The 23,082-nt window shown below is 62.3% G+C and carries 22 protein-coding genes; 7 read left to right on the plus strand and 15 right to left on the minus strand.

Annotated elements, in window-relative coordinates; all coding sequences use genetic code 11:
• From C7W88_RS20530 to C7W88_RS24120, 7 genes are all read right to left on the minus strand, one after another.
• The gene (locus C7W88_RS20530) at positions 1-615 is read right to left on the minus strand and encodes a gluconate 2-dehydrogenase subunit 3 family protein (protein WP_118075348.1); all 615 of its coding nucleotides are present in this window, start codon (positions 613-615) and stop codon (positions 1-3) included.
• A 60-nt stretch (positions 616-675) separates the two neighbouring features.
• Positions 676-1,533, minus strand: a complete 858-nt coding sequence (locus C7W88_RS20535; protein WP_118075349.1) for a sugar phosphate isomerase/epimerase — start codon at positions 1,531-1,533, stop codon at positions 676-678.
• Between the two features lie 3 nt (positions 1,534-1,536).
• On the minus strand, positions 1,537-2,922 hold the full coding sequence (locus C7W88_RS20540) for a sugar MFS transporter (protein WP_370073259.1): 1,386 nt from the start codon (positions 2,920-2,922) through the stop codon (positions 1,537-1,539).
• Positions 2,867-3,790, minus strand: coding sequence for a ThuA domain-containing protein (locus C7W88_RS20545; protein ID WP_162896279.1), 924 nt, complete (start codon positions 3,788-3,790; stop codon positions 2,867-2,869). Before C7W88_RS20545 ends, C7W88_RS20540 begins: the two co-directional genes overlap by 56 nt.
• A gap of 95 nt (positions 3,791-3,885) precedes the next feature.
• Complete coding sequence (locus C7W88_RS20550) at positions 3,886-4,539, minus strand: TetR/AcrR family transcriptional regulator (protein ID WP_118075351.1); 654 nt, start codon at positions 4,537-4,539, stop codon at positions 3,886-3,888.
• A 65-nt stretch (positions 4,540-4,604) separates the two neighbouring features.
• Positions 4,605-6,158, minus strand: coding sequence for an NAD(P)/FAD-dependent oxidoreductase (locus C7W88_RS20555; protein WP_240344984.1), 1,554 nt, complete (start codon positions 6,156-6,158; stop codon positions 4,605-4,607).
• Positions 6,080-6,529: a hypothetical protein gene (locus C7W88_RS24120; protein WP_240344985.1), complete on the minus strand. Its 450-nt coding sequence runs from the start codon at positions 6,527-6,529 to the stop codon at positions 6,080-6,082. The genes C7W88_RS20555 and C7W88_RS24120 overlap by 79 nt, the downstream gene beginning before the upstream one ends.
• Before the next feature lie 139 nt (positions 6,530-6,668).
• On the opposite strand from C7W88_RS24120, the gene C7W88_RS20560 reads away from it, so the two are divergent.
• Positions 6,669-8,099: an NAD(P)-dependent oxidoreductase gene (locus tag C7W88_RS20560; RefSeq protein ID WP_240344986.1), complete on the plus strand. Its 1,431-nt coding sequence runs from the start codon at positions 6,669-6,671 to the stop codon at positions 8,097-8,099.
• 48 nt (positions 8,100-8,147) lie between these two features.
• Here C7W88_RS20560 and C7W88_RS20565 read toward each other — a convergent pair whose 3' ends face one another.
• Entirely contained in the window at positions 8,148-10,079 is a 1,932-nt protein-coding gene (locus C7W88_RS20565) for an NAD(P)/FAD-dependent oxidoreductase (RefSeq protein ID WP_118075352.1), read from the minus strand.
• Positions 10,080-10,409: 330 nt separating this feature from the next.
• Here C7W88_RS20565 and C7W88_RS24490 point away from each other — a divergent pair, with 330 nt between their 5' ends.
• The 3 genes from C7W88_RS24490 to C7W88_RS20575 all read left to right on the plus strand — a co-directional run bounded on the left by C7W88_RS24490 (position 10,410) and on the right by C7W88_RS20575 (position 14,336).
• Complete coding sequence (locus C7W88_RS24490) at positions 10,410-10,532, plus strand: hypothetical protein (protein WP_255418814.1); 123 nt, start codon at positions 10,410-10,412, stop codon at positions 10,530-10,532.
• Complete coding sequence (locus C7W88_RS20570) at positions 10,522-12,993, plus strand: TonB-dependent receptor (RefSeq protein WP_118075353.1); 2,472 nt, start codon at positions 10,522-10,524, stop codon at positions 12,991-12,993. The genes C7W88_RS24490 and C7W88_RS20570 overlap by 11 nt, the downstream gene beginning before the upstream one ends.
• 230 nt (positions 12,994-13,223) lie before the next feature.
• A complete protein-coding gene (locus C7W88_RS20575) occupies positions 13,224-14,336 on the plus strand; it encodes a flavin-dependent monooxygenase (RefSeq protein WP_118075354.1) in 1,113 nt (370 codons plus the stop codon).
• 28 nt (positions 14,337-14,364) lie between these two features.
• On the opposite strand, the gene C7W88_RS20580 is transcribed toward C7W88_RS20575, so the two are convergent.
• The 3 genes from C7W88_RS20580 to C7W88_RS20585 are packed head-to-tail and all read right to left on the minus strand — an operon-like array spanning position 14,365 to position 16,940.
• Positions 14,365-15,216: an alpha/beta hydrolase gene (locus tag C7W88_RS20580; RefSeq protein ID WP_118075355.1), complete on the minus strand. Its 852-nt coding sequence runs from the start codon at positions 15,214-15,216 to the stop codon at positions 14,365-14,367.
• Positions 15,207-15,359 carry a hypothetical protein gene (locus C7W88_RS23010; protein WP_162896282.1) on the minus strand — a complete coding sequence of 51 codons (153 nt, stop codon included), beginning with the start codon at positions 15,357-15,359 and terminating at the stop codon, positions 15,207-15,209. Before C7W88_RS23010 ends, C7W88_RS20580 begins: the two co-directional genes overlap by 10 nt.
• A 27-nt stretch (positions 15,360-15,386) precedes the next feature.
• Positions 15,387-16,940, minus strand: coding sequence for a class I adenylate-forming enzyme family protein (locus C7W88_RS20585; protein ID WP_118075356.1), 1,554 nt, complete (start codon positions 16,938-16,940; stop codon positions 15,387-15,389).
• A 176-nt stretch (positions 16,941-17,116) separates the two neighbouring features.
• On the opposite strand from C7W88_RS20585, the gene C7W88_RS20590 reads away from it, so the two are divergent.
• From C7W88_RS20590 to C7W88_RS20600, 3 genes are all read left to right on the plus strand, one after another.
• A complete protein-coding gene (locus tag C7W88_RS20590) occupies positions 17,117-17,512 on the plus strand; it encodes a VOC family protein (protein ID WP_118075357.1) in 396 nt (131 codons plus the stop codon).
• 23 nt (positions 17,513-17,535) lie between these two features.
• A complete protein-coding gene (locus tag C7W88_RS20595) occupies positions 17,536-18,390 on the plus strand; it encodes an SDR family NAD(P)-dependent oxidoreductase (protein ID WP_240344987.1) in 855 nt (284 codons plus the stop codon).
• Between the two features lie 74 nt (positions 18,391-18,464).
• The gene (locus C7W88_RS20600) at positions 18,465-18,677 is read left to right on the plus strand and encodes a hypothetical protein (RefSeq protein ID WP_118075358.1); all 213 of its coding nucleotides are present in this window, start codon (positions 18,465-18,467) and stop codon (positions 18,675-18,677) included.
• Between the two features lie 7 nt (positions 18,678-18,684).
• On the opposite strand, the gene C7W88_RS20605 is transcribed toward C7W88_RS20600, so the two are convergent.
• The 4 genes from C7W88_RS20605 to C7W88_RS20620 are packed head-to-tail and all read right to left on the minus strand — an operon-like array spanning position 18,685 to position 23,082.
• Entirely contained in the window at positions 18,685-19,584 is a 900-nt protein-coding gene (locus C7W88_RS20605) for an NAD(P)-dependent oxidoreductase (RefSeq protein ID WP_118075359.1), read from the minus strand.
• Between the two features lie 20 nt (positions 19,585-19,604).
• Positions 19,605-21,041: an aldehyde dehydrogenase family protein gene (locus C7W88_RS20610; RefSeq protein WP_118075360.1), complete on the minus strand. Its 1,437-nt coding sequence runs from the start codon at positions 21,039-21,041 to the stop codon at positions 19,605-19,607.
• Positions 21,041-22,279 (minus strand): CaiB/BaiF CoA-transferase family protein, encoded by a 1,239-nt coding sequence (locus C7W88_RS20615; protein WP_240344988.1) that lies wholly within the window; start codon positions 22,277-22,279, stop codon positions 21,041-21,043. Before C7W88_RS20615 ends, C7W88_RS20610 begins: the two co-directional genes overlap by 1 nt.
• A complete protein-coding gene (locus C7W88_RS20620) occupies positions 22,276-23,082 on the minus strand; it encodes a crotonase/enoyl-CoA hydratase family protein (RefSeq protein ID WP_118075361.1) in 807 nt (268 codons plus the stop codon). The genes C7W88_RS20615 and C7W88_RS20620 overlap by 4 nt, the downstream gene beginning before the upstream one ends.

A 23,082-nucleotide genomic window follows, 5' to 3' on the forward strand; every position in this document is an offset into this window, starting at 1 on the left:
TCAGAACGGACCAAGGCCGAGGTAGGGCCGGGATTTCGGGGTAAGCTTGACCGATGCCTGGTAGGGGCCGGGCACGTGATCGTAGACCAGCTCATTCTCGCTGCCGGTCGGGCTGTAGTAGTAGAGGCCGATGACCAGTTCCTTGAGCCGCTTGTAACCGGCGTCGGTTGGCACGGTACCGGTCTGGAGAAATGCCGCCTTGTTGGCATCGAGCGGGGCTGTCGGCTTGAGGGCAGCGGCATCGTGGGCACGCAGCACGGCTTCGCGCTCCTTGGCCGAAAGCGCGGCGAAGCTGCGGCCCTTGGCTGCTTTGGCGGCGGAATCGATGCGGTCGAGCGCTGCGAGGATTTCGGCGCGGGTGGCAGGCGCGGCCCAGTTCTTCAGCATCGCATCAAGCCGGGCAGGGACCTGCGCCGCCAGTGCGCCCGGGGTGTCGGTTACGGGCAGCATCGTGTCGGCCACGCTGGAAAGCAGCGCAAAGCGAGGGGCAGGGAGGAAGGGCGCTGTCTTGCCGGCAGGTGCCGCAAGTGCCTCGACCGGAAGCGCCGCCACGCCGAGCAGGGCAGCGAAGCCGGCCATCATGCCACGGCGATCGGTTTGGGGGAGGTCAATCATCGGCAGTCTCCGTGTTCTGGCTTGCTTCTTGGCGCCGGTCGGAAATGACAGGTGTGGACATCAGGCCTGGTCCCAGCATTCGCGGATATAGCGGTGCCCTTCGGTGTAGACCTCTTCGGGGCTGCTGAAGAAATCGCGCCAGACGCGGGTGGCGGCGGCGAGTTCAGGCAAGCCCTTGCCGAAGGCCTCGATCGTCAGCCAGCCATCGTAGCCCGTCTGCTTGAGCACGGCGATGCTCTCGGCAATCCTGGCATGTCCGCGCCCCGGCGTGCCGCGATCGTTCTCGCTGATGTGGACATGGGCGACATGGCCACGCGCCAGTGCCGTGCGCAGCGCCGCGACCGGGTCCTTCTCTTCGATATGGGCATGGAACGTATCGTAAAGGATGCCGAAGCCCGGTTCATCCAGGCGGTCGAGATAGGCGCTGGTCTGCTCGCAGGTGTTGAGCAGGTAGCATTCGAAGCGGTTGAGGGGTTCCAGCGCCAAAGGCAGGTTTGCCGCGCGGGCGCGTTCGGCCACTGCCCGGTGCACCTCGGCGCAACGCTCAAGCTCGGCCTCGGTCGGCCCGGCCCCGCTGAACAGCCCGAGCGGCTGGAACAACGGTCCGGCCAGAACCTGCGCGCCCAGCGCTGCCGCGCAATCGATCACACGCTCAAGATGCTGGATGGCGCGGGTGCGGACGGCGGGATCGGGTGAAATCGGGTTGTGCGCCTCATCCGGAATGATCGCCGTGGTGGTGCGCTTCAACCCGATGTCGGCAAGGATGCGGCCAAGTTCGGCGTAATGCGTGCTGCTCGAGACATCGAACAGCGGCAATTCCACGCCATCAAAGCCGGTGTCCTTCAGCGCTAAGAGCAGCGGCGCATCAGCGGGCGTGACATGCCCCGTCCACAGCATCAGGTTGATGCCGACTTTCACGGATCAGGCCTTTCCGCTTTTCCGCTCGACCAGGCGTACCGCAAGAAAGATGAAGAACAGCACCACCGGAATGACCGCAATGGTCTGGAAGCTCTGCTCGGCCGCGTAGGCAAGCACCTGCTGCAGGGCATCGCTGCCGGGCTGAAGCGCAGCGAAGGCTTCTTCGCCGCCGGCCTTTGCGAGCTTGGCCCTGTCGTAGATCGCGCCGAGTTCGGGCAGAACGAAGTAGATCGCCAGCGCGCCGGCAAAGCCGACGAGGCCGATGCCCCAGGGGCCAGAGCGTGGGTAGCGCCGCGATACTGCCGCCAGCATGGTCGGCCACATGAAGCATACGCCGAACGCCCAGACCGTCGCCGCCAATACCGCAGTGACCGGCGAATTGGCCACCGACAGCAGGTAGAGCCCCAAGGCCGCAGGCACGGTGCACATCAGCAGCAGGCCCATGTCGGAGAAGCGGTGTTCAAGCGCACCTGCGAAATGGCGCATTACGAACATGATTGCAGAGACATAGACCAGCACAAGGATGCCCGGCATGCCGACGGTATTGGTCAGCGTCACATCGACCCAGGCGCCCGGTGCCAGTTCGCTCGACGCGGTCAGGAACATGATCGCGAAGAAGACCCAGAAGCTCGGCCGCTTGAACGGCTCGGTCATCATCTCGCCGAAGGAGACACCCGCCACCGCGCTTTCGGTCTGCGGGAATTGATGGCGGGACGCCCAGATGGCCAGGACCACTCCGGGCACTAGGCACAGCCCCACCAGCGCCTGCCATGGCAGGTCGAGCGACTTGAAGAACAGGACCGAAAGCAGGCCGCCAAGGATCAGCCCTGCCGGCCACCAGGCGTGCAGTTCGTTGAGCTTGCCGGTCTTCTGGTCAGGAAAGAGCGAGGCGACAACGGGATTGATCGAAGCTTCGGTCGCTCCCCAGCCGCAACCCCACAGCACCATGGCGAGGTTGAGCACGAGCATGATCGAGGCGGGCGGAGCGTTTCCAGCCAGCAGGACGAGCAGGGGGCCGAGGATAAAGCAGGCCGAGGCGAACAGGATCACCTTCTTGGCGCCCAACCGGTCGAGCAGTGGCGAGATGACCAGCAGACTGATGGCGAAGCCAAGGAAAGAGTTGCCGAGCACGACGCCGATCAGTTCGCCCGAATGCTGCGGATCGATCGGATCGAGCAGGGCGGCTTTCATTGCTCCGGCCGCGCCTGCGCGCACGGCGTTGGCCAGTGCCGCACAGAACAGTGCAAGGACGCAGATCCAGAAGATCGATTTCCTGTTCTGGGATGTGGTTGCCATCAAAGTATTCCCCGCCCGTTCCGTAAGTTGCTTTGTTTCACTCGGCTGCTTGCGCCGACCCGGTGGCGTTGCCGGCATCGCTGCCACAGCCATTGCCAGCGCGCTTCATCGCCCATTGTACCGCGCCAGTGAGGAACTGGCGGTATTTGGGATCATCGTAAGTCTGGGCGGTGTGCCCGGCGGCGGCGTAGAACACGCGCCCTTGGCCCACGCATCGCCACCACGCCACCGGATGGTCCTTGCCCATGGCGAGCTCTGTGCCCATGAACGACCCCGGCTTGTAGCTGCTCTCGTCGATCGTGGCGAGAACGGTCAGCCCCGGAATGCCGCGTGGCGACTTGTCGAAGGAATACCATTCATCGACGTGATCGAACCTGTCAGGCAGTGACGCGGTCGAAGGGTGCGCATGGGTTTCGATGTTGACCGCGGCGCTCTGGAACTGCGGGTCCATGGGGTGGCCGATGAAGTTCGTGCCTATCACCGAGGTCACGTACCAGTCCCACGCCTTGTGCGAATTGTCGCCCGCGCCGTGGATGCCGACATAGCCGCCGCCGTTCTCGAGATAGGCCTTGAACGCAGCGCGCTGTTCGGGTGTGAAAACGTCTCCGGTGACGTTGGAGAACACCACGGTATCGAAGCGGGACAGGATTTCAGGGCTGAAGGCCGCACCGTTCTCCGTCTGGTAGAGGCCCCACCCGTTCTGCCTCGCAAGCGTATCGAACATCTTGGCAGCAGCAGGGATCGCTTCTTCGTGGCGGAACGCGTTGGTCTTTGAAAAGACCAGCACGGCGGGACGCGGGATATTGGCGGGGATCTGCGGCGGAACCGTCTCATAGACTTTGACACCGCCCAGGAACACGCGCTGGATCAGGTCCCAGTTGCGCCACGCGATGACCGCAAACACCACGGAGGCGGCCAGCAGCAACAGGCCAAGCACCTTCAGCACCTTGCGCAAAACCACTCTCCCCGCGCTTTCGATCCTGTTGGACCTGATTTAGATAGCGCTGTCAATCGAGTTGGTAGCCCGCAGCAGCGGCGGACGCAATAGCATGCGCTTCAGTCGCGCAAGTGGCGTTCGATCGCCTCGTCGGTGAAGCCGACTCCGCGGCAGCAGAACCACACGGCGTCGCGGATCAGCTCTGCCTCGTTGCCATGGTAGGGCGAACGTTCGACATTGGTGGCCAGCACGTTGAGCACCGTGCCGACGTGTTCGGTGAACAGTGAAGTGTTGGCCGGCGAAATTTCCCGGCCGATGACTTCTCCGGCGTCGCGCGCGTTCTGCAACGCTGCGGTAATGCGGTGGTTCATCAGTCGCTGGGCGCGACGGTAGACGAGCGTCGCAAAGTTCGTATCGCCGACGAGGCTGGCGAGCAGGAGGCGGAAGCCTTCCTTGAAGCTTGGCTCGCTCGATCCGACCACGATGGTAAAATAGGCCTTGAGGTTGCGGACGATGGCGCGTCCGTTAAGCTCTTGCAGTGTGAGGGTTTCGTAGCTTGCATCCTGTTCGCGTATCACCTCGCGCAGGACGGCACGGTAGAGCGCTTCCTTTGAGGGGAAGTGCCGGTACATCAGCGCTTCGGAGACGCCCGACCGCTTGGCGATTTCCTGCGTGCGCGCCGCTTCATAGCCGCTCTGCGCGAAGATGGCGCGGGCGTTGGCGAGAATGAGCGCCTTGCGGTCTTTCGCGGGGAGGCGGGTGCGTTTAGTCACGCCTTCCGACTAGGGCGAAACGCCGGTTCCGCGCAAGGCCATTGCGCAGAAACGGCATCTTGCGATTACGGGATCAAGCGGTAGCTGCCGGGTTCCGGGCGGCGGGTGGCATTAAAGAAGTCCACCAGACGCCACGGCCACGACAGGAAGACGCGGCCTTTCGAGTTGTTGTAGTACGAGTTGGCGCGGGGGTGGGTCCAGATCATCTGGGGCATACGCTCATCCACCTTGCGGTTCCAGGCATCGAAGGCGTTCTTTTCCACTTCGAACGCGCGGGCGCCGGCTTCGTTGATCCGGTCCAGCGCCTCGATGATCCAGTTGACCTGCGCTTCGGAGATCAGGTTCTGGCCAGCGGCGTGGTTGGGCGCGCTGTTGGGGCCGACGGTGTGGAAGTAGTTGGGGTAGCCCGGCACGCACATACCGAGGTAGCTGCGTGGATCTTCCGCACCCCATTCTTCGCCCAGTTCACGCCCGCCTTCGCCCTTTATCACCAGGTTTCCGACCATCTGCGCGACGTTGAAGCCGGTAGCGCATATGATCACGTCGCATTCGAAGACAGAGCCGTCCTTGGCTTCGATGCCGTTCGGCAGGATGCGGGCGATACCCTGTGTTTCGAGGTGGACGTTGGGCCGGGCAAGCGCATCGAACCAGCCATTGTCAAGAATGATGCGCTTCGAGAAAATCGGGAAATCGGGCGTCAGCTTCTCGATCAGGTCAGGCCGGTCGGCGAAGCGCTGCTGCATGTAGCCGAGCGCGTACTGGCGCGTCATCTCGTTGCCTTCGGAAACGGCGAGCATGTTGCCCTCCCACGCCGGGTCCTTGAGCACGTTCGAGAAGAGGCCGTCGGCCGCGGCCCAGTAAACGCGGAAGCGGAACCATTCCTTGAAGGTGGGGATGTTTGCCAAGGCCCACTTCATGCCCTCGCTCACCTCGTGGGCGATTTCGGGATTGTAGAGCACCCAGTGCTTGGTGCGCTGGTAGACGGTGAGTTCGGCAACCTCCGGCGCGATGGCGCCGCAGAGCTGGGCCGAGCTCGCCCCGGTGCCGATCACGGCAACGCGCTTGCCCTTGAGATCGAGGTCAGCGGGATAGGCGGCGGTGTGGACAACTGGTCCTGCGAAGTCGGACAGCCCGGCGATGTCCGGCATCTTGAGGCGATTGACCGGGCCATGGCCGTTGATGACGGCATTGGCAACGAGGTTTTCGCTGGTGCCATCAGCGTTGCGGACAGTGACAGTCCATGTGCAGGACTTCTCGTCCCAGACCAGCTTCTCGACCGTGGTGTTGAAGCGGATGTCTCGGCGCAGGTCGTACTTGTCGGCAACGCCGGTCATGTAGCGCTGCATGTCGGCGCCATGCGGGTGATAGTGCTGCCAATCGGGCCAGATTTCCCAGCTGAAGCTATAGAAGTGGCTGGGCGTATCCACACCGACGCCGGGGTAGCGGTTTTCGTACCAGGTGCCGCCGACTTCGGGGTTCTTCTCGATCACGACGAAGTCGTAGCCCGCCTCGCGCAGCTTGGTGGCGGCGGCCATGCCGGTCATGCCCGCGCCGATGACCAGAACCTTGAACCCGGCCTTGGGGCAGGGCGGTCGGCCAGCTTGCTGCGGTCGATCCATGGACGGAAGCCACACTGGTCGTTCACCAGTTCGACGAATTCGGTGTCGACCGGTTCGCCCACGGTGACCGACATGATGCGCTGCACGAGTTCATCTGACGGCTCGTTGCTGGCGAGGCCTTCGCCGGTGGTCAGCAGGTGGCGCAGCTTGAGGCGCAGGGCGTCGGCGAGGTCGTCAGGGATTTCGGTTGGCGGATAGGAGAACGCGGGACGGATATGCGGTGCGAACCGCTCCAGCATGTCCACATCGTGCGAAAGGTGAACATAGGCGGCGAGCAACGTCGGCACATTGGCTTCGTCAAGCGCGCGGGCAAGCTCGGGGTCATTGGCCAGAGTCGTGAAATTGGTGCGCTCTTCCAGAATCGCGGCCATGCAATGTCTCCCGTTGTGATAAGTGGGCACTTACATTGTTCGCCGGACATCGGGAAGATGGTTTGTGCGGCAGTGGTTGACCGGAGCGTGAAAATAATTGAACAGTAGGGGGCGATTATAGCGGCCGGAGCGGCGTGAAGTGGCGATTTGCACCAAGAAAACCATCTTCCTGACCGGCGCGACCGGCAACATGGGCAGCGCGACGCTGGCGGAACTGGCGGCCAGGGCCGACCGGTTCAGGGTCCGCGCTCTGGTGCGGCCGGAGGAGCAGGGCCACCCGGTGGTGAAACGATTCGCCAAGCACCCTGCCGTCGAATGGCTAATCGGCGATCTGACAAGCGCGCAGGACATGCGTCGAGGCATCGAGGGTGTGGATCAGGTGCTGCACATCGGCGGCATGGTGTCGCCCTTTGCCGACCGCTTTCCCGAACTGACGATGCAGGTGAACGTCGGCGGCGCGCGCAACATCGTTGAAGCAATCAAGGCGGCCGGACAGGCTGAGACAACGGCGCTGGTCTATATCGGAACGGTCGCGCAAACCGGGCACCGCAATGCGCCGGTGCACTGGGGCCGCACCGGCGATCCGATCAAGATCAGCCGGTTCGACCAGTATGCGGTGAGCAAGACCGAGGCCGAAGCCATCGTCGCGCAGAGCGGCTTGAAGCGCTGGGTTTCGCTGCGCCAGACCGGCATCGCGCATCCGGGAATCTGGAAGATCTTCGACCCGATCATCTTCCACAATCCGCTCAACGGCGTGTTCGAATGGGTCACGGTCGGGGATTCGGCGCGGCTGGCAGCGAACGCCTGCGAGGATGCCGTGCCCGAAACTTTCTGGAAACGGTTCTACAACATCGGCGGCGGCGAGAAGCTGCGCGTCACAAATCATGAGTTCGCCCGCATTACCGCAGGCGCGCTGGGGCAGAAGGATGCCTTCGCCAGCTTTCGCCCGCATTGGTCCGCCACGCGGAACTTCCATGGCCAGTGGTATGCCGATTCCGACAGGCTGGAGGAGGCGGTGCCGTTCCGTTCGGAGACGCTCGAGGATTGGGCGCGCGGCATGGTGGCGAGCATGCCGGCGCCGGTGCGCCTGATCGCGCGGTGGTTTCCGGGCGCGGGACGCAGCCGGATGGAGAAACTGGCGAAAGGGCCGGGCGGCACGCTCAACTGGATCGCCAATGACGACCGCGAACATATCGAAGCCTACTTCGGATCGCGCGAGGCGTGGGAGAAGCTGCCGCGCGACTGGGCGGATTTCCAGTTCCGCGAGCCTTCGCGAGAGGTTTCGCTCCTCGATCATGGATACAACGCCGACATGCCGGAAGGGGACTGGACGGCCACAGACCTCAAGGGTGCTGCGCAATTCCGTGGCGGTTCGTTCCAGGGGGATTCCTGCGAGCCGGATCAGCCGGCCGCGTTCCGTTGCGCGCTCGGCCACGATTTCACGATGACGCCGCGCCTCTATCTCAAGGGTGGGCACTGGTGCCCGACCTGCATGGTCCATCAAACTAGTTACGACGAGAACAAGGCCGCAAATCCTTTCTTTGCGCAAGTTTGGCCCGACATGGATTGAAAGAGACGCGGCGGTCGCATTGGCCGCCGCGCCCAAGGTTTGCGCGGATCAAGACAGGGTGAGGTCTTCGCGCGCAGGATGACGGGTCCATTTCCAGTAGTCGGCGAGGCGGAACGGGCAGGAGATGATGTTGCGACCCGCAGAGTTGAGGTAATAGCTCTTGGCCTTGGGGTGGGCCCAGATCATCTGACTCATCTGTGCGGCAACTTTCGCGTTCCAGGCATCATAGGCTTTGATCGTCGGCTCCACCTTGCGAGCCTCTCCGGCGACCATCATGTCGAGCGTTTCGACCATCCAGTTGATCTGCGCCTCGATCACCATGTTGACGCCTGCAGCATGATTGGGCGCGCTGTTGGGGCCTAGCACGAAGAAGAAATTGGGATAGCCCGGCGCCATCACGCCGAGATAACTGTAGGGGTCGTCCTCACCCCAGTCCTCCTGAATGCGACATCCGCCCTTGCCAACGATTTCGAGATCGCCGGCGACCTTGGCAATTTCGAACCCGGTGGCCAGTGCAAGCACGTCAACCTCGACGCGGGTACCGTTCTTGAGGACAACCGCATCCTTTTCGATGTGATCGATCCCGCGCGTCTCCAGCGTGACATTGGGCTTTACCAGCGTATCGAGCCATCCCCCGTCGGCATCGAGCACGATGCGCTTGCCGAATATGGGGTAGTCGGGGACGATCTTCTCGATCAGATCGGGTCGGCTTGCCAGCTTGGTTTGAATGTACTGCAAGGCGTAGTTTCGCACCGCATCGTTCTGCGCGCTAATCGAGACGTTCTGGTTAGGCCAATCAGGCTCCACCTTGACATTGCCATAGAGTCCGTCGCCCGAAAACCAGTAGACGCGGAAGCGGAACCATTCCTTGTAGTGCGGAATCTCGCGCAGAGCGAAGCGGACATTGTCGTTGACGTTCACATTGATGTCTGGATTGTTCAGCACCCAGTGCTTCGAGCGCTGGAAGATCGTCAGATGAGAGACTTCGTCGGCAATGGCAGGCGCAAGCTGCGCCGCACTGGCGCCGGTACCGATCACGGCAACGCGCTTGCCCTTCAGATCCACCGATGTGTCCCATCCCGCAGTGTGCATTTTCGGACCGGCGAATGTTTCGAGGCCGGGAATCTTCGGCATGGACCAGCGGTTGAGCACGCCATGGGCGAGGAGCACGGTGCTAGCGGCCCGTTCGCTCGTCGTGCCGTCCTTGTGCCGCAGCTTGACGATCCACTTGGCGCTCACATCGTCCCAGATGGCGCCAGTTACGCGTGTTTCGAACAGAACGTTGCTGCGCACTCCATGGCGATCCGCCACGCCAACCAGATAATCCTGAATTTCCTGACCTTTGGGGTGGTAGTGGCTCCATTCGGGGTTGAGTTCAAAGGAATAGCTGTAGAAATGGCTGGGTGTATCCACACCGACGCCGGGGTAGCGGTTTTCCCACCAGGTTCCGCCCAGTTCAGCGTTCTTTTCGATAATCGTGTACGAATAGTTGGCTTCTGAAAGCTTGATGCCCGCTGCGATCCCGCTCATCCCGCCACCAATCACGATCACGTCGAAATCCGACGGAGGCGTGGGACGACCGGGAATACACTTGCGTGGGACAGGCGGTTCGAAGCCCATCTGGTCGTACAACACGGGGATCAGGCCCGGATCGACGTTTTCGCCAACGCTGACGCTCATCATATGGCGTAGGAATTCCGGATCGAGAGGGCGAACCAGCGGCGGCAGCTCATGCGTTAGCAGCGCGAACAGCCGGTCGCGCAGGTCCTGTGCCATCGTGTCGGGCACGTTGCTCGGCGCATCGGCGGCGTATGCTGCCGCCAGATAAGGCGCGAAGCGATCGAGATAAACGCGGTCCTGAGTGAACGTCACATAGACCATAAGGAGCGTGGGCAAATTGGCATCGCGCAGTGCCAGCCGCAGGCCGACATGATCTTTGATCGGCAACGAAGCTGGCGTGGCTGAATTCGCATCAGACATGTGACTCTCCGGATCTTGATGTGAGTGAACGCTTACTTGATAGCCGCCGGCAGTCAAGCGGCATCATTGAGAGAGCGAGATCAGCGCTGACTGCGGATGAGGTATGCGTTGCGAAAAGGCCACATCGTTACGCAACTCGGGAGCTTAATTGATACTCGTACCGCATAAGATCGCTTTTGAGCGAATCTGATTTGACGCACCCTTGTCAACTTGTTAGTTAAAACTAACTTCGGCGTGTTCGTATCGCGGCGACCGAGGGAGAGCGGTTCTGTTTGCAGATGCGGGCACGGCACCATTGCCGGCAAAATCCCGCTTTGCGCGCTCCCTCCATTGAAGCCGCTTTACGCGATCCGCGCCGAAATCAAGCCGAGCAATCGGCGCAACACCGGGCACGAACTGTGGCGAGTCGAACTTGCTGCTTCGGCCGTTGAGGGGAGGAAATATGAAGATTGACAACCTTAAATTCATGCTGCTGCTTGGAGCAAGCATGCCAGCGATGACCGTGCCGGCTGCCGCGATGGCCTCAGAACCTGCAGAAGCCCCACCACAGGCGGTAGAGGAAGCCCTGAGCAACGAAATCATCGTTACCGCCACCCGCCAGTCGCAGAAGCTGCAGGATGTGGCGATGACGGTAAACGTCGCAACAGGCGAGCAACTCGAAAAGTTCAAGATCTTCGACGTCAAGGATGTGGCACAACTCGCCCCCGGCCTTGAACTGACCAACACGACAGGCCGCAACAATACGACCACTTTGCGGGGCATCACTTTCGATCCCGATCAGGGGACTGGGCCAGCCGTCCAAGTCTATTACAACGAAATTCCTAGTGACGCCCAGACCGTCTACACTGCGATCTACGATATCAAGCAGATCGAAGTACTGCGCGGGCCACAGGGCCTGCTGCGTGGTCTTTCTGCCCCGGCTGGTGCAATTACCATCGCCACACGCCGCCCGAACTTCACCAAGCCGGAAGGCTACGCCGAGCTAACCGGCACCACCCGCGACGGCTATAACGCGCAGATGGGTGCGTCGCTGCCCTTCTCGGAAAAGTTTGCCATTCGAGTCGCCGCACTGGTCGATGGCAATCGACTAAACAACGTGACCAACATTCAGACTGGCCAGCGCTCACAGAGCCGCACCGAGAGCGGACGAATCACATTGGGCTGGAAGCCGACCGACAGTTTTACGGGCTACCTGACGTACCAGTATCTCGAAGCCGACAACCGTCAGTTCCAGCAGGTCATCGGTTCCGGAAACGCCCCATATAGCCAGTACTTCAACATCCCGGTTCCAGGAGTTGGCAACGTTCCCGCCCCTCTTGCGGGCGTATTCATTCCAGACACGACAATCCGTTCAGGGCCGGCGCTTACTACTGATGACTACGCCTCGGTGCAGGACGGCCGCTTCCGCAGCGTCAACAAGTCGCATCTGGTCAACCTCAACCTCGAATATGATCTCGGCGCGGCCACTGCGTCGTTTGTCGGGGCCTACCAGTCGAGCAACATCAAGACCGAGCGCGATCTGGACGTCACCAATGCCCTGCCGGGCTTTGTCCAGTATTCGAACGTTGATGTGCCGTACAAGGTGGCGACCGGTGAACTTCGCCTCAGCTCGAACAACACCGAGGGTCTGGGCTGGGGTCTGGGCGCGTTCTATACCAAGCAGACCGGGACGACTGTCGTAAACCAGGACGCTTCGCAGTTCTGGTATGCGGTCAACCCGAATGCGCTGGTCAACCTGCCATTCGCAGCGATCGGCCTGCCGAATGTTCCAGGCTTTACGCCGTTCCCGCTGCCAAACACGCTTGGCATCGCAACCCGCGTAAACGTACCTGTGTACAGCCAGACGTGGTCTTTCAATGCCAACCTGCGCTATCGCTCAGGACCGCTCTCGATTGAGGGCGGCGTGCGTTACTCCATCCTCAAAAACGTACAGACGACGCAGCTTACCCTGACTGGCGCCGTTCAGGATGGTCCGCGCGAGATTGTCCCCGTCAACCTGCAGCGCAACACCAACAAGCCGATCACCGGTGGCGTAAACATTTCCTACGCGATCATGCCTGACCTCAATGTGTTTGCTGCCTACGGCCATTCTTTCCGGGCGGGCAGCACGGGCGTTGCTCTGCCGAATGGCCTCTCGAATGACCTCATCCGCACCAACCCGGAAAAGAGCGATTCATTCGAAGCGGGCATCAAGGGCACCATATTCGATCGCCGGGTAAACTATGCGATTTCGGGCTACTACCAGAAGATCGACAACTTCCTGTCACGCTTCTCCGGGATCTATTATAACGCGCCTGCCAACCAGCCGCAGACCGGATTTTTCGACTTCAACTATAACGCTGATGCCACGATCAAGGGCGTTGAGGCCTCGTTCGACGGCCGCGTATCCGACAATTGGGATCTTGGCGTTTCGGCCGCCTACACCAAGGCGCGCTTCGACAACGCCCGTGTGCCTTGCACCGACTTTGCCGGGACCGGGGTGCCCAATCAAAACGGCACACCCAAGGTCACGGGCAATGGCAATGTCAGCTATTGCATCGCCAAGGGGCGTCTTGCCGAGGTTCCCGACTTCAGCCTGACTGCCAACACCGAATTGCGGCTGCCAATGGACAGCTTCACACCGTTCGTGCGCGCGCTGTTTACTTACCGGCCGGGCTTTGACTCGGAGCGAGCCCAGTTTACGTACCAGTCACGAGAACTACTGAACATGTTCGTCGGCGTGCGCACAAACGATGGCAAGTGGGAACTCGACGTATTTGCCCGCAATTTGCTCGATCAACGTCGCATCACCGTGCGCGGCCTTGGTCTCGGAACAGTCGACTCACTTATCGCCGGCACGTTCAATTCCGGCTACCGTCAGGTCAACATGACCAATCCGCGTGAATTCGGCGCTACGCTGAAGTTCAACTGGTAATTCCTTATCTTACTTGGCGAAATTTGCAGGGGCCGCTCGCAAGGTGGCCCCTGCTTCGTGTCGGTGCGTACAATGCTTGCGCGATGCACTTTGGGGCAAATGATCGGTTTTAGCGGTGATTTTGCGGCAAAGTTTCGCCTAAACTCTTTGCAAGCCGTCAAATGCGTATCATAAGAATCTTTGCGCTACGCATGGGGTTGCGCGAAGCAAAGAATTTCAAGGGGCATTGAATGTCGATCTCAGCAGGCACGCTCGATCTTGTTGCGGCTCATGCCGCAGAAGGGCGCAAGGCGCGGCGCATTTCGGACAAGGTGGTGGAAGCGCTGCGCGCGGATGGCTTCTTCCGGCACTTCACTCCGGTCAGCCACGGCGGGCTTGCAGGAACCCCGCAGGACTTCTTCCTCGACCAGATCGCCATTGCCGAGCGGGACATGAGCACGGCCTGGGCGCTGGGGATCGTTGCGGTTCACAACTATCAGATCGCGATGATGGACGCCGAAACGCAGGCCGAGGTCTTTGCCGATGGCCCAGATGCGATGATTTCGAGTTCCTACAATCCCGTGGGCGCGAAGGTTGAGCGCACCGAGGGAGGCTTCCTTCTCTCCGGGCGCTGGGGCTGGTCGAGCGGATGCCTCCACTGCAACTGGGTACTGCTGGGCGGGATGGTGGCCGAGGAAGGCCATCGCACATTCCTCGTGCCTGCAGGCGATTACCGCATCGACGACACCTGGCACACCATGGGCCTTCAGGGCACCGGATCGAACGATATCGTGATCGACACGCCGGTGTTCGTGCCCGAGCGCCGTACCCACAAGCAGATGGACGGCTTCCATGGTGTCCACCACCAAGGCAGCGGCGTCTATGACCTTCCGTGGGCGCAGGTCTTCATCCGCGTGGTCAATACGAGCGCGATTGGTGCGGTGCGCCACGCTATCGCGCTGTTCAGGGACCGCGTCGGCCTCAACTCCACCGACATGACCAAGTCGGCAGCGGACCCGGACGTGCTGGAACGCATCGCGCGTGCATCGAACCTCGCCGAGGAATGCCTGGCGATCATGGTCAGCAACTTCGAGGCGATGGAGAAGGCCAGCTGGAAGCCGAGCATCGAGGACCGCGTCCGCTATCGCTATCAGGCCAGCCTCGTGGCCGATCGCTGCATCGAGGCGATGGACCTGCTGATGGATGTCGCTGGTGGCCGCTCGGTCTATCTCGGCAGCGATTTTCAGGACCTGTGGCACGACGTGCGCATGTCGCGCGCGCACGTTGCCAACAACCCGGTCGGCTTCGCGCGCAACTATGCCAGCGTGCTGATGGGCGCAGAGAACCGCGACTTCTTCCTGTAAGTCGCGGTTCCCGCAGGCGCAGCGCCGATTACGCTGCGCCGATTCCGAGGTGGCGTTCGAAGAAGCGGGCCATGAGGTCGATCGCCTCGCGCGATTCCGGCAGGGCCACGCTGAACCAGAAGCCATGGGGCATAGCTTCGAACACGTGAAGGTCGGCATCGCGTCCAGCCTTGCGAAGGGCGCGGTGGAACATCGCCGCAGAACTCAGCACCGCATCGCGCGTGCCGGTGACAAGCAGCGTCGGCGGAAAGTCCGACAGGTCGCCCTTGATCGGGGCGAGCAACGGATCGTTGCGGTCCGCATCTCCAACGAATACTCCGCGTTCGCACTGCGGATTGTCGAGCTTGGCGCCGAGGTGGCCGTAGAAGCCAGAAAGCGTCAGGTAGTTGAAGGTATCGCCCAGCTGCGTCACATCTCCGCCCGCCGTGAACACGCCGCACGCGGCAGGAAGGGGCAAACCCTCCTTCTTGAAGCGCATGATCGCCATGGCCGTAAGGAAGCCACCGGCAGAAGTGCCGAACAGGACCACGTCCTCGGCGGCGTGGGTCTTCAGGGCATCGCGATAGACCGCGAGAATGTCGTCGACTGCTGCGGGGAAGGGGTGCTCCGGGGCAAGGCGGTAATCGACAGCGATTACCTCGCACCCGGTTTCGGCGGCAATCGGGATGGCTTCCACCAGTGAGCCAGAACCCATGACGAAACCACCACCGTGCAGGTTGATAAGCAGCTTGTCCGTATGGCGCGCGCCGCCCTCGGGCGTGATGCGGTGGCACCGCACGCCGTCGATCGCGGTTTCTTCTATGGCGCAGGGATAGGCTTCAAGCGCCTGCTGGTTCAGCCATTCGAACATCGGCGCCAGCGGTTCGCGCATCAGCCACATCGGCACCGGGGCGCGTCCTCGGGCATCTCCTGATTGGGATCGAAGCGCAGATAGGCCTTGGCCTCCTCGCTGATCGTGTCAGGTACGTCGAGCTTGATCCGGCCCAGATCCACGACCCCGTTTTCGACCTTGTAGCTACGCATTCGGGTTGTTCCTTTATGTGTGTTCGATCAGCTAGCAGCGAGCCGTTCGCGTAGGTCGCGCTTCAGCAGCTTGCCGTTGGCGTTGCGTGGGAGAGGTGCAGCTGCGACGTGGAGTTCATCGGGCACCTTGTAGTCAGACAGCAGTGGAGCGAGGTGCTGGCGAAGTTCGTCCGCCGTCACCGCCTGGCGCAGATTGACAAAGCCGACGACACGTTCCCCCAGTACCGGGCAAGGCTTGCCAACAACGGCAGCCTCAATGACGGCGGGATGAGAGCAGAGCGCGTTCTCCACCTCGACCGACCAGACCTTGAACCCGCCGCGATTGATCATGTCCTTGAGCCGGTCGTGCAACGCGACGTAGCCTTGCGCATCGCGTGAGCCGACATCTCCGGATTTCCAGAAGCCGTGGACGAACTCGGCAGCGGTTGCATCTGGATCATTCCAGTAGCCTGGACTGACCATTGGGCCTGCCATCCAGATCTCGCCCTGTTCGCCCGGTGCCAGTTCGTGGCCTTGCGCGTCCATGACCAACAGGTCGCAACAGGCGACGGGCAGGCCGAGTTGACCCGAGCGCCCAGCGGCCTCGGTCGCGGGCATGATCACCGCGGGCGACGTTGTCTCGGTCGCTCCGTAAGTGTTGTGCAGGGCAAGGCCAGGCAAAGCGGCATTAAGCTGGGCAATCGTAGAAACGGGCATGGGCGCTCCGCCGAACCCGCAAATCCGCCACTTGTGCAGGGCCCGACCATCAAAGTGCGGGTCCATCAGCAGCAGCGCGATCATTGCCGGGACGATCAGCGTGTAGGTCATGCCTTCACGCACGGCGACTTCAAGGAACCTTGCGGCCTTGAATTCGCGCATGATGATCAGGCAACCGGCCATAGCCACGCTGACACCAAGCAGCGCGACGAGGCCGGTGACGTGGCTTGCCGGGACGGCCAGCAAGCAACGCTCACCTTCGCGCAAAGAGTAATGATGCCGGTAGTGCAGGACCGAATGAACGAGATTGCAGTGCGTCAACACCGCACCTTTTGGTCTGCCGGTCGTGCCGGAGGTGAAGAGAATGACGGCAGGATCGTCCTCGTCCACGGGAGCGAATGCGCGTGGCGGGGCAGAAGGAAGGGCGACGTCGTCGGCCACGGCAAAGCGGAGCTTCACTGCGGCCGGGAGGTCGGGAAGCAGTGCGTCAGCTTCGTGAAACAGCGCCGCAGCGCCGCAAGCAATGAGCGCTTGGGCAATTTCAGACGGGGTGTGGCGTATATTAAGAGGAACTGCGATCCATCCACCGAGGGCGCAAGCGAGGACGATTACCTGATATTCGAGCCGATTGGCGAGCAGGATCGCCACGCGATCCCCGCGGGCTAGACCTTGTGAGGCGAGGGCTGCTGCAAGAGTATGGACCGCCTCATTCAGGCCAGCATAACTCAGGCGTCGCTGCCCGTCGACCACGGCTTCGGCATCGGGCGTGCAGGCCACGGCTGCGGCAAGGCATTCAGCAAGGCTGCGCGGACGATCAGCGAAGCACCGCACGACGCGGCCCTGATGGACCTCGTGACGAAGATCTGCATCGCCCACGCCTTTCATGCCTCGGCCAATCTCTCCTCAAGCGCCTTTCGGCTTGTCATTGCGTAGCATATGCGCGAAGACGCTACGATAATCAATGATAGTGAGTGCTGATTCACTTTCCTTGCGAAATGTGGCCTAAGACAAGCACTCAGCGCCGGGCATAACTCCGGCACGATGGAAGGGAGATCAACAAGATGACTGCACTGTCCGGTTTCACCAAGCTGATCTGCCGCGATGAAGAGGCGATGGCCGCCTACTACGCATCGGTCTACGGCTACGGCATTGTCCAGCGTGTGGCTGGCAGCAGCGATGGCGAACCTTTCCGCGAAGTGATCCTCGCCCCCGGTGGCGACTGGACCAAGGGCTCGCTGGTCATGTTCAACTTCACCGGGCGCAATGCCCCGCGTGACCAGCAGGTGATCCTCGGCTTCGTCGTAGAGGACCTCGACGCACTGGTTGCCAAGATCACCGCCAACGGCGGCAAGCTGATCGGCCCGATCCGCGAGGAAACCGATCACGGCGTGCGTGTGGTCTTCTCTACCGATCCCGAAGGCGCGCTGTGCGAAAACGTGCAGATGCTGGCCCACTGATTGCGAAGCAGGAGCAAAACCAGGTGGCACTAGACAAGGACGTATTCGCCGGCGGCGTTGCCGTCGTAACCGGAGCGGGTTCGGGCATCGGCGCAGGTCTTGCCCGTCGTGCAGGCGCGCTCGGCATGATCGTGGTGGTGACAGACATCAACGAGGCGGCAGCGGCAGACACCGTTGCGGCGATTGAAGCCGCCGGAGGCAAGGCCGAGGCCGAGAAGGTCGATGTCTCGATCCCGGAAGAACTCGAACGCTTGGCCGAACTCGTGTTTGATCGGCATGGCGAAGTGCGCCTGCTGATCAACAATGCCGGGATCGAAACAGTCGGCTATACTTGGGAAGTGCCGGCTGCGCGGTGGGAAGCCACGCTCAACATCAACGTCCATGGCGTGATCCACGGCGTGCGCGCCTTTGTGCCGCGCATCATCGCCAGCGGCAAGGAAGCCTGGATCGGAAACCTCTCCTCGGTCGGCGCGTTCGGCCAGATGCCGGGACAAACTGCATATACCGTTACCAAGCACGCAGTGCAGGCATTCAGCGAATGTCTTTATCTTGAGATGGAACTGAAGAACCTGCCAATCCATGTCTCGGCGATCGTACCGGGCATGTTGCGCACCAACATCTTCAACGCCGAGGCCGGAGCCGGCGAGCCCGACAATGCCGCCGCCCACCGCCGCGCGATGTTCGAGATGATGCGCGATTATGGCATGGACCTTGACGAGGGTTGCCGCCTGTTCCTCGAACAGATGGCCGAGAACAGGTTCTGGGTCCACAGCCAGCCCGAAATGAGCGAGCAGATCATCGGCGGCCGCGTGAAGTTCTTGCAGGAACAGATCCCACCGATCATGCCAGACCTTGCCCGCCAGATTGCGGTCGACTGAGGCGGCGCGGGGTGGCCGGGAAGCTGGTACTTAGCCCACTCGTTGCGCTTTGTCTTCTTGCCATCCTACCGCCGATGGACCGCATGTGGACTGCCACGGCGCTGATCATGGCGGGCGTACCTGCGGCATCCTCGGTGTTCATCGTGGCCGGGGACCGCGCGGCGCGCCGGATTGGCGCTGCGATCATCGTCTGGACCGTCGGCCTTTCGGCGCTGACGATCCCGGTCATCGTTGCTGCGCTGGCGATGGCAGGCATGGTGGACCTTGGCCCTGCACCCCTGCCATGATCAGCCATCAGTCGGTGCGCGGCGTTTCTACCGCAGCATTACGGCAGGCCCATTCGAGCAGGGCCGAGTAATCCTTCTGCGCAAATTCGGGCACGGCACGCGCCCCGCCATAGACCGCATGTGCTGCCGCGCCTACCGGCAGGCCCATGCGGTATTCCGCCGCAGCAGTCATGGCCAGGGTCATGTCCTTGAACGCGAGATCGATGGTGAAGCCGGGCGTGGTATCGCCCTTAAGCACCTTGTTGACCATCAGCGTGTGCAACTGGCCGTTCTGCGCCGTCGTCCTCCCGGTAACCTTCAGGATCGTATCGATATCAAGGCCGAGGCGGGTGCCGAGCGCGACGGCCTCGGCGCTGACTTCGGCAATGGTCAGCAGCAGGAAGTTGTTCACCAGCTTCATCCGGCTGCCCATGCCCTGGCCGCCGCAGCGCATGATGTCCTTGCCCATGGCATTGAGCAGCGGCTCCACGCGGGAGAAGTCCTCGTCGCTCGCGCCGACCATGAACAGCGACTCCCCGCGCTCGGCATGAAGCACCAGGCGACCGATAGGACTGTCGACGAAGGCCACGCTCTTCTCGGCACAAGCCTTGGCGACGCGGTCGGTGCCGTTGGCGTCGATGGTTGACATGTCGAGCAGCAGCGTGCCCGGCTTCATCTGCGCCAGTGCGCCGTCTGTGCCGAGCACCACGGCTTCGACATGCGGGGTGGCGGGAAGGCAGGTGATCACCACTTCCACGTCCTGCGCGGCTTCGGCCACCGATGCGGCCTTGCGACCGCCCAATGCCACGATCTCGTCGGCACGGGCCAGGTCGATGTCATAGGCGATGACGTCAAAACCCTTGCGCGCAAGATGCCTGGCCAGCGGCAGGCCCATCGCGCCAAGGCCGATATAGGCGACAGTCGTCATGATATGCTCTCCCTCGGCGTTCAGATCGCGCCGTGATTGATGTAGCTGGTCTTGCTCTCGGTAAAGAATTCTGCGGCAGTCGATCCAGTCTCGCGCGCGCCGTAGCCCGAGGGTGAACGTCCGCCGAGCGGCACGTGGTATTCAAGCCCGGCCGTCGGCGCGTTGACCATGACCATGCCGGCCTGCGACGCCTTGCGGAAGCGCTCGGCGCTTTTCAGGCTGCTGGTCGCGATGCCGGACGACAGCTTGTATTCGCAGGCATTGGCAGCGTGGATCGCCTCGTCGAGGTCCTCTACCTTGATAACCGAGGCAATAGGGCCGAACGATTCATGCTGGTTGCAGCGCCATTCCGCCTTGGTGCCGGTCAGCAGCGTCGGCGCCATGAATAGGCCGCGCGTACGTCCTTCCACGGCCCCGCCACCCGCTGCCAGTTCCGCGCCTTCACCTTGGGCATCGACCACGAACTGCAGGTTCTCGTTGAACTGCTGCACGTTGGCGACCGGACCGATCTGGGTCTCGGGATCGAGCGCGTGACCGACGCGATAGCTGCCCGCAACCTTGGCCATGCGCTCGACAAAGGCATCGTGGATGCCGCGCGTGACGATCAGCCGCTCGGTCCCGGTGCAACGCTGCCCGGTCTGGATCCATGCGCCGTTGCTGGCGATCTCCACCGCCAGATCGAGGTCGGCATCATCAAGCACGACGAGCGCGTTCTTGCCGCCAAGTTCCAACTGGCACTTGGTCATCGTCTCGGCCGCGCGGGTCAGCACGGCACGGCCCGTGGCGGTGCCGCCGGTGAAGGTCAGGCCATCGGCCTCGTCGATCATCACGTTGCCGGTGGCGCGGCCGTCGCCCATGACCAGATTGAACACGCCCGCCGGAACGCCCGCTTCCTCGATGATCTGCGCGAGCATCACCGCGCATCCCGGCACGAAGCTGCTGGGCTTCAGGACTACCGAATTGCCATAGGCGAGCGCGCCTGCGATTTTCCATGAAGGCAGGGCGATGGGGAAATTCCACGGCGTGATCGCAGCGATCACGCCCAGCGGCTCGCGCGTGACCAGCACGTTGAAACCGTCGCGCATGGAATTGTACCATTCGCCCTGCGCGCGGATCACGTCGCCCGCTGCAGCCTGGAAACACTGTGCGGCGCGCAAGGCCTCGCCAATGCCTTCGGGCAAGGTCTTGCCTTCTTCGCGGCTGAGCAGCTTGCCGATCTCGGGCGCTCGGGCCTTCAACAGCTCGGCAATCCTGTAGAGGATGTCGACGCGCGCCTGCATGTTGAACGCAGCCCATGCCGGCTGCGCCCGGCGCGCCGCCGCCATGGCCTCGCGCACTTCGGCCTCGCCAACCTTGGTATAGCAGCCAACCGTCTCGTCCAGGTCGGAAGGGTTCTGCGTGGTGAACGGCACTGCGCCATCCAGCCAGCGTCCGTCGATGTAGTTCGCGCCCTTCATTACAATGTCTCCGCAATCACGCCCGCAGCCACCAGGCGATCGATTTCAGTCCGGTCGAGGCCCAGTCTTTCGCCCAGCACGGCGGCGGTATCTTCGCCAGAGCGGGGTGGGGCATGACGATATGTTGCGGGCGATGCGGAAAGCTGCGCCGGGAAGCCCAGCACCTTGACCGGCGTCCCATCAGACCGCGCCATTGCGTGTACAAGCCCGCGTGCTTCAATCTGCGGGTGCTCAAGCACGTCGGGGATTTCGTTGACCTTGCCGCCGGGCAGCTTGGCCGCCTCCATCGCCGCGATAAGGTCTGCCGACGTCCACTTCGCAATCGCCGGACGCATCAGCGCAAGCAGGGCATCACGATTGACGCTGCGACCCGCGCTGATGGCAAAGCGCTCGTCGTCAGCCAGCTCGGGCAGGCCGATCAGCGCGGTGAAGGCGCGGAACTGCCGATCATTGCCGAGTGCGACGAGCACGCTGCCGTCCGAACAGGCAAAATCCTGATAGGGCACGGTATTCGGGTGCTGGTTACCCATGCGGCGCGGCACCATGCCGCCGTTCATCCAATTCGATGCCTGATTGGCGAGCAACGCCACCTGGGTATCGAGCAGGGCAACGTCGATGCGCTGCCCCTCGCCGGTGGCATGGCGGTGGTTCAGCGCCGCCAGCACCGAGATCGTGGCATAAAGGCCTGTCGTCAGGTCGCTGATCGGGATGCCGACCTTCATCGGCCCGCCGCCCGGCTCGCCATCGGGAAGGCCGGTCACGCTCATCAATCCGCTCATCCCCTGCACAAGGAAGTCGTAACCGCCATTGTTGCGCAAGGGGCCGGTCTGGCCGAAGCCTGTGATCGAAAGGTAGATCAGGTCCGGCTTGATCGCGCGCAGCGAGTCATAATCGAGCCCGTACTTGGCAAGGCCGCCGACGCGAAAGTTCTCGATCACTACGTCGGCCTGTGCGGCGAACTGTCGGATCAGGTCGGCGCCCGCGGGATCGGCAATATTGATCGCGACCGAACGCTTGTTGCGGTTGGCGCAGAGGTAATAGGCGGCGTCGCGGCTTCCATCGTCAAGGAACGGCGGGCCCCATTTGCGCGTGTCGTCGCCCTGGCCCGGTTGCTCCACCTTGATCACGTCAGCGCCCAGATCGCCCAGGACCTGGGAGCACCACGGACCCGCCAGCACGCGGGAAAGATCAAGGACGGTAATGCCGGCAAGCGGGCCGGTAGCCTGAGGCTCGCTCACTCGCCCTTCAACTCCGGCGTACGCTTTTCGAGGAAGGCACTGACCGCCTCGTGATGGTCATGGGTGTGATGGGCCAGCGCCTGATAGGCGGCCGAGAGTTCAAGCAGCGGGGCCAGCTTCATGTCCTGCCCCTCGCGCAGCAGCCGCTTTGCCATGCGCGTGGCGTGGCCGGGATTGGCGGCGATGGCATGGGCGACTTCCAGAGCGCGCGGCAGGACATGCTCAGGCGCGACGACTTCGCTCACCAAGCCGTACTCAAGCGCCTTGGCGGCATCGATGGTATCGCCGGTCAGCGTCATCAGGCTGGCGCGGGCCATGCCGATTACGCGCGGCAGCAGCCACGCCCCGCCATCGCCCGGCACGATGCCAAGCTTGACGAAGCTTTCGGCAAACAGTGCCTTGTCGGATGCGATCCGAATGTCGGTCATGCAGGCAAGATCGAGACCCGCGCCGATGGCCGGGCCATTGACCGCCGCCACGACCGGCACTTCGAGATCATAGAGCGCCGTCGGAATAAGCTGGATGCCGGTGCGATACTGGTTGCGGATCGAGAAGGGCGAGCCGCCGAACATGCCGGTCTTCTCTGCCATGTGCTTGACGTTGCCGCCGGCGCAGAATGCCTTGCCAGCGCCCGTCAGTACAACAGCGCGCACCGAGGGATCACGCGTCACGTCGGCGCAGAACTGCGCGATTTCCTCGCTGTGCGCGGTTTCGGAGATCGCGTTGCGCGTGTCCGGGCGGTTGAGCGTGGCAATGACCACCGGGCCATCGCGTTCGATCAGGAGGAAAGGGGTATCGGACAT

Source organism: Novosphingobium sp. THN1 (assembly GCF_003454795.1).
Lineage (GTDB): Bacteria > Pseudomonadota > Alphaproteobacteria > Sphingomonadales > Sphingomonadaceae > Novosphingobium.

Bases quoted from the DNA above. Each gene is read 5' to 3' on its own strand.
- C7W88_RS20605 (WP_118075359.1), bottom strand. From the start codon at position 19,584: ATGACGACTGTCGCCTATATCGGCCTTGGCGCGATGGGCCTGCCGCTG.
- C7W88_RS20590 (WP_118075357.1), top strand. From the start codon at position 17,117: ATGACTGCACTGTCCGGTTTCACCAAGCTGATCTGCCGCGATGAAGAG.
- C7W88_RS24120 (WP_240344985.1), bottom strand. From the start codon at position 6,529: ATGGCCGCGATTCTGGAAGAGCGCACCAATTTCACGACTCTGGCCAAT.
- C7W88_RS23010 (WP_162896282.1), bottom strand. From the start codon at position 15,359: ATGCGTAGCTACAAGGTCGAAAACGGGGTCGTGGATCTGGGCCGGATC.
- C7W88_RS20620 (WP_118075361.1), bottom strand. From the start codon at position 23,082: ATGTCCGATACCCCTTTCCTCCTGATCGAACGCGATGGCCCGGTGGTC.
- C7W88_RS20555 (WP_240344984.1), bottom strand. From the start codon at position 6,158: ATGGATCGACCGCAGCAAGCTGGCCGACCGCCCTGCCCCAAGGCCGGG.
- C7W88_RS20585 (WP_118075356.1), bottom strand. From the start codon at position 16,940: ATGAAAGGCGTGGGCGATGCAGATCTTCGTCACGAGGTCCATCAGGGC.
- C7W88_RS20530 (WP_118075348.1), bottom strand. From the start codon at position 615: ATGATTGACCTCCCCCAAACCGATCGCCGTGGCATGATGGCCGGCTTC.
- C7W88_RS20540 (WP_370073259.1), bottom strand. From the start codon at position 2,922: ATGGCTGTGGCAGCGATGCCGGCAACGCCACCGGGTCGGCGCAAGCAG.
- C7W88_RS20565 (WP_118075352.1), bottom strand. From the start codon at position 10,079: ATGTCTGATGCGAATTCAGCCACGCCAGCTTCGTTGCCGATCAAAGAT.
- C7W88_RS20575 (WP_118075354.1), top strand. From the start codon at position 13,224: ATGTCGATCTCAGCAGGCACGCTCGATCTTGTTGCGGCTCATGCCGCA.
- C7W88_RS20600 (WP_118075358.1), top strand. From the start codon at position 18,465: ATGGACCGCATGTGGACTGCCACGGCGCTGATCATGGCGGGCGTACCT.
- C7W88_RS20570 (WP_118075353.1), top strand. From the start codon at position 10,522: ATGAAGATTGACAACCTTAAATTCATGCTGCTGCTTGGAGCAAGCATG.
- C7W88_RS20580 (WP_118075355.1), bottom strand. From the start codon at position 15,216: ATGTGGCTGATGCGCGAACCGCTGGCGCCGATGTTCGAATGGCTGAAC.
- C7W88_RS20610 (WP_118075360.1), bottom strand. From the start codon at position 21,041: ATGAAGGGCGCGAACTACATCGACGGACGCTGGCTGGATGGCGCAGTG.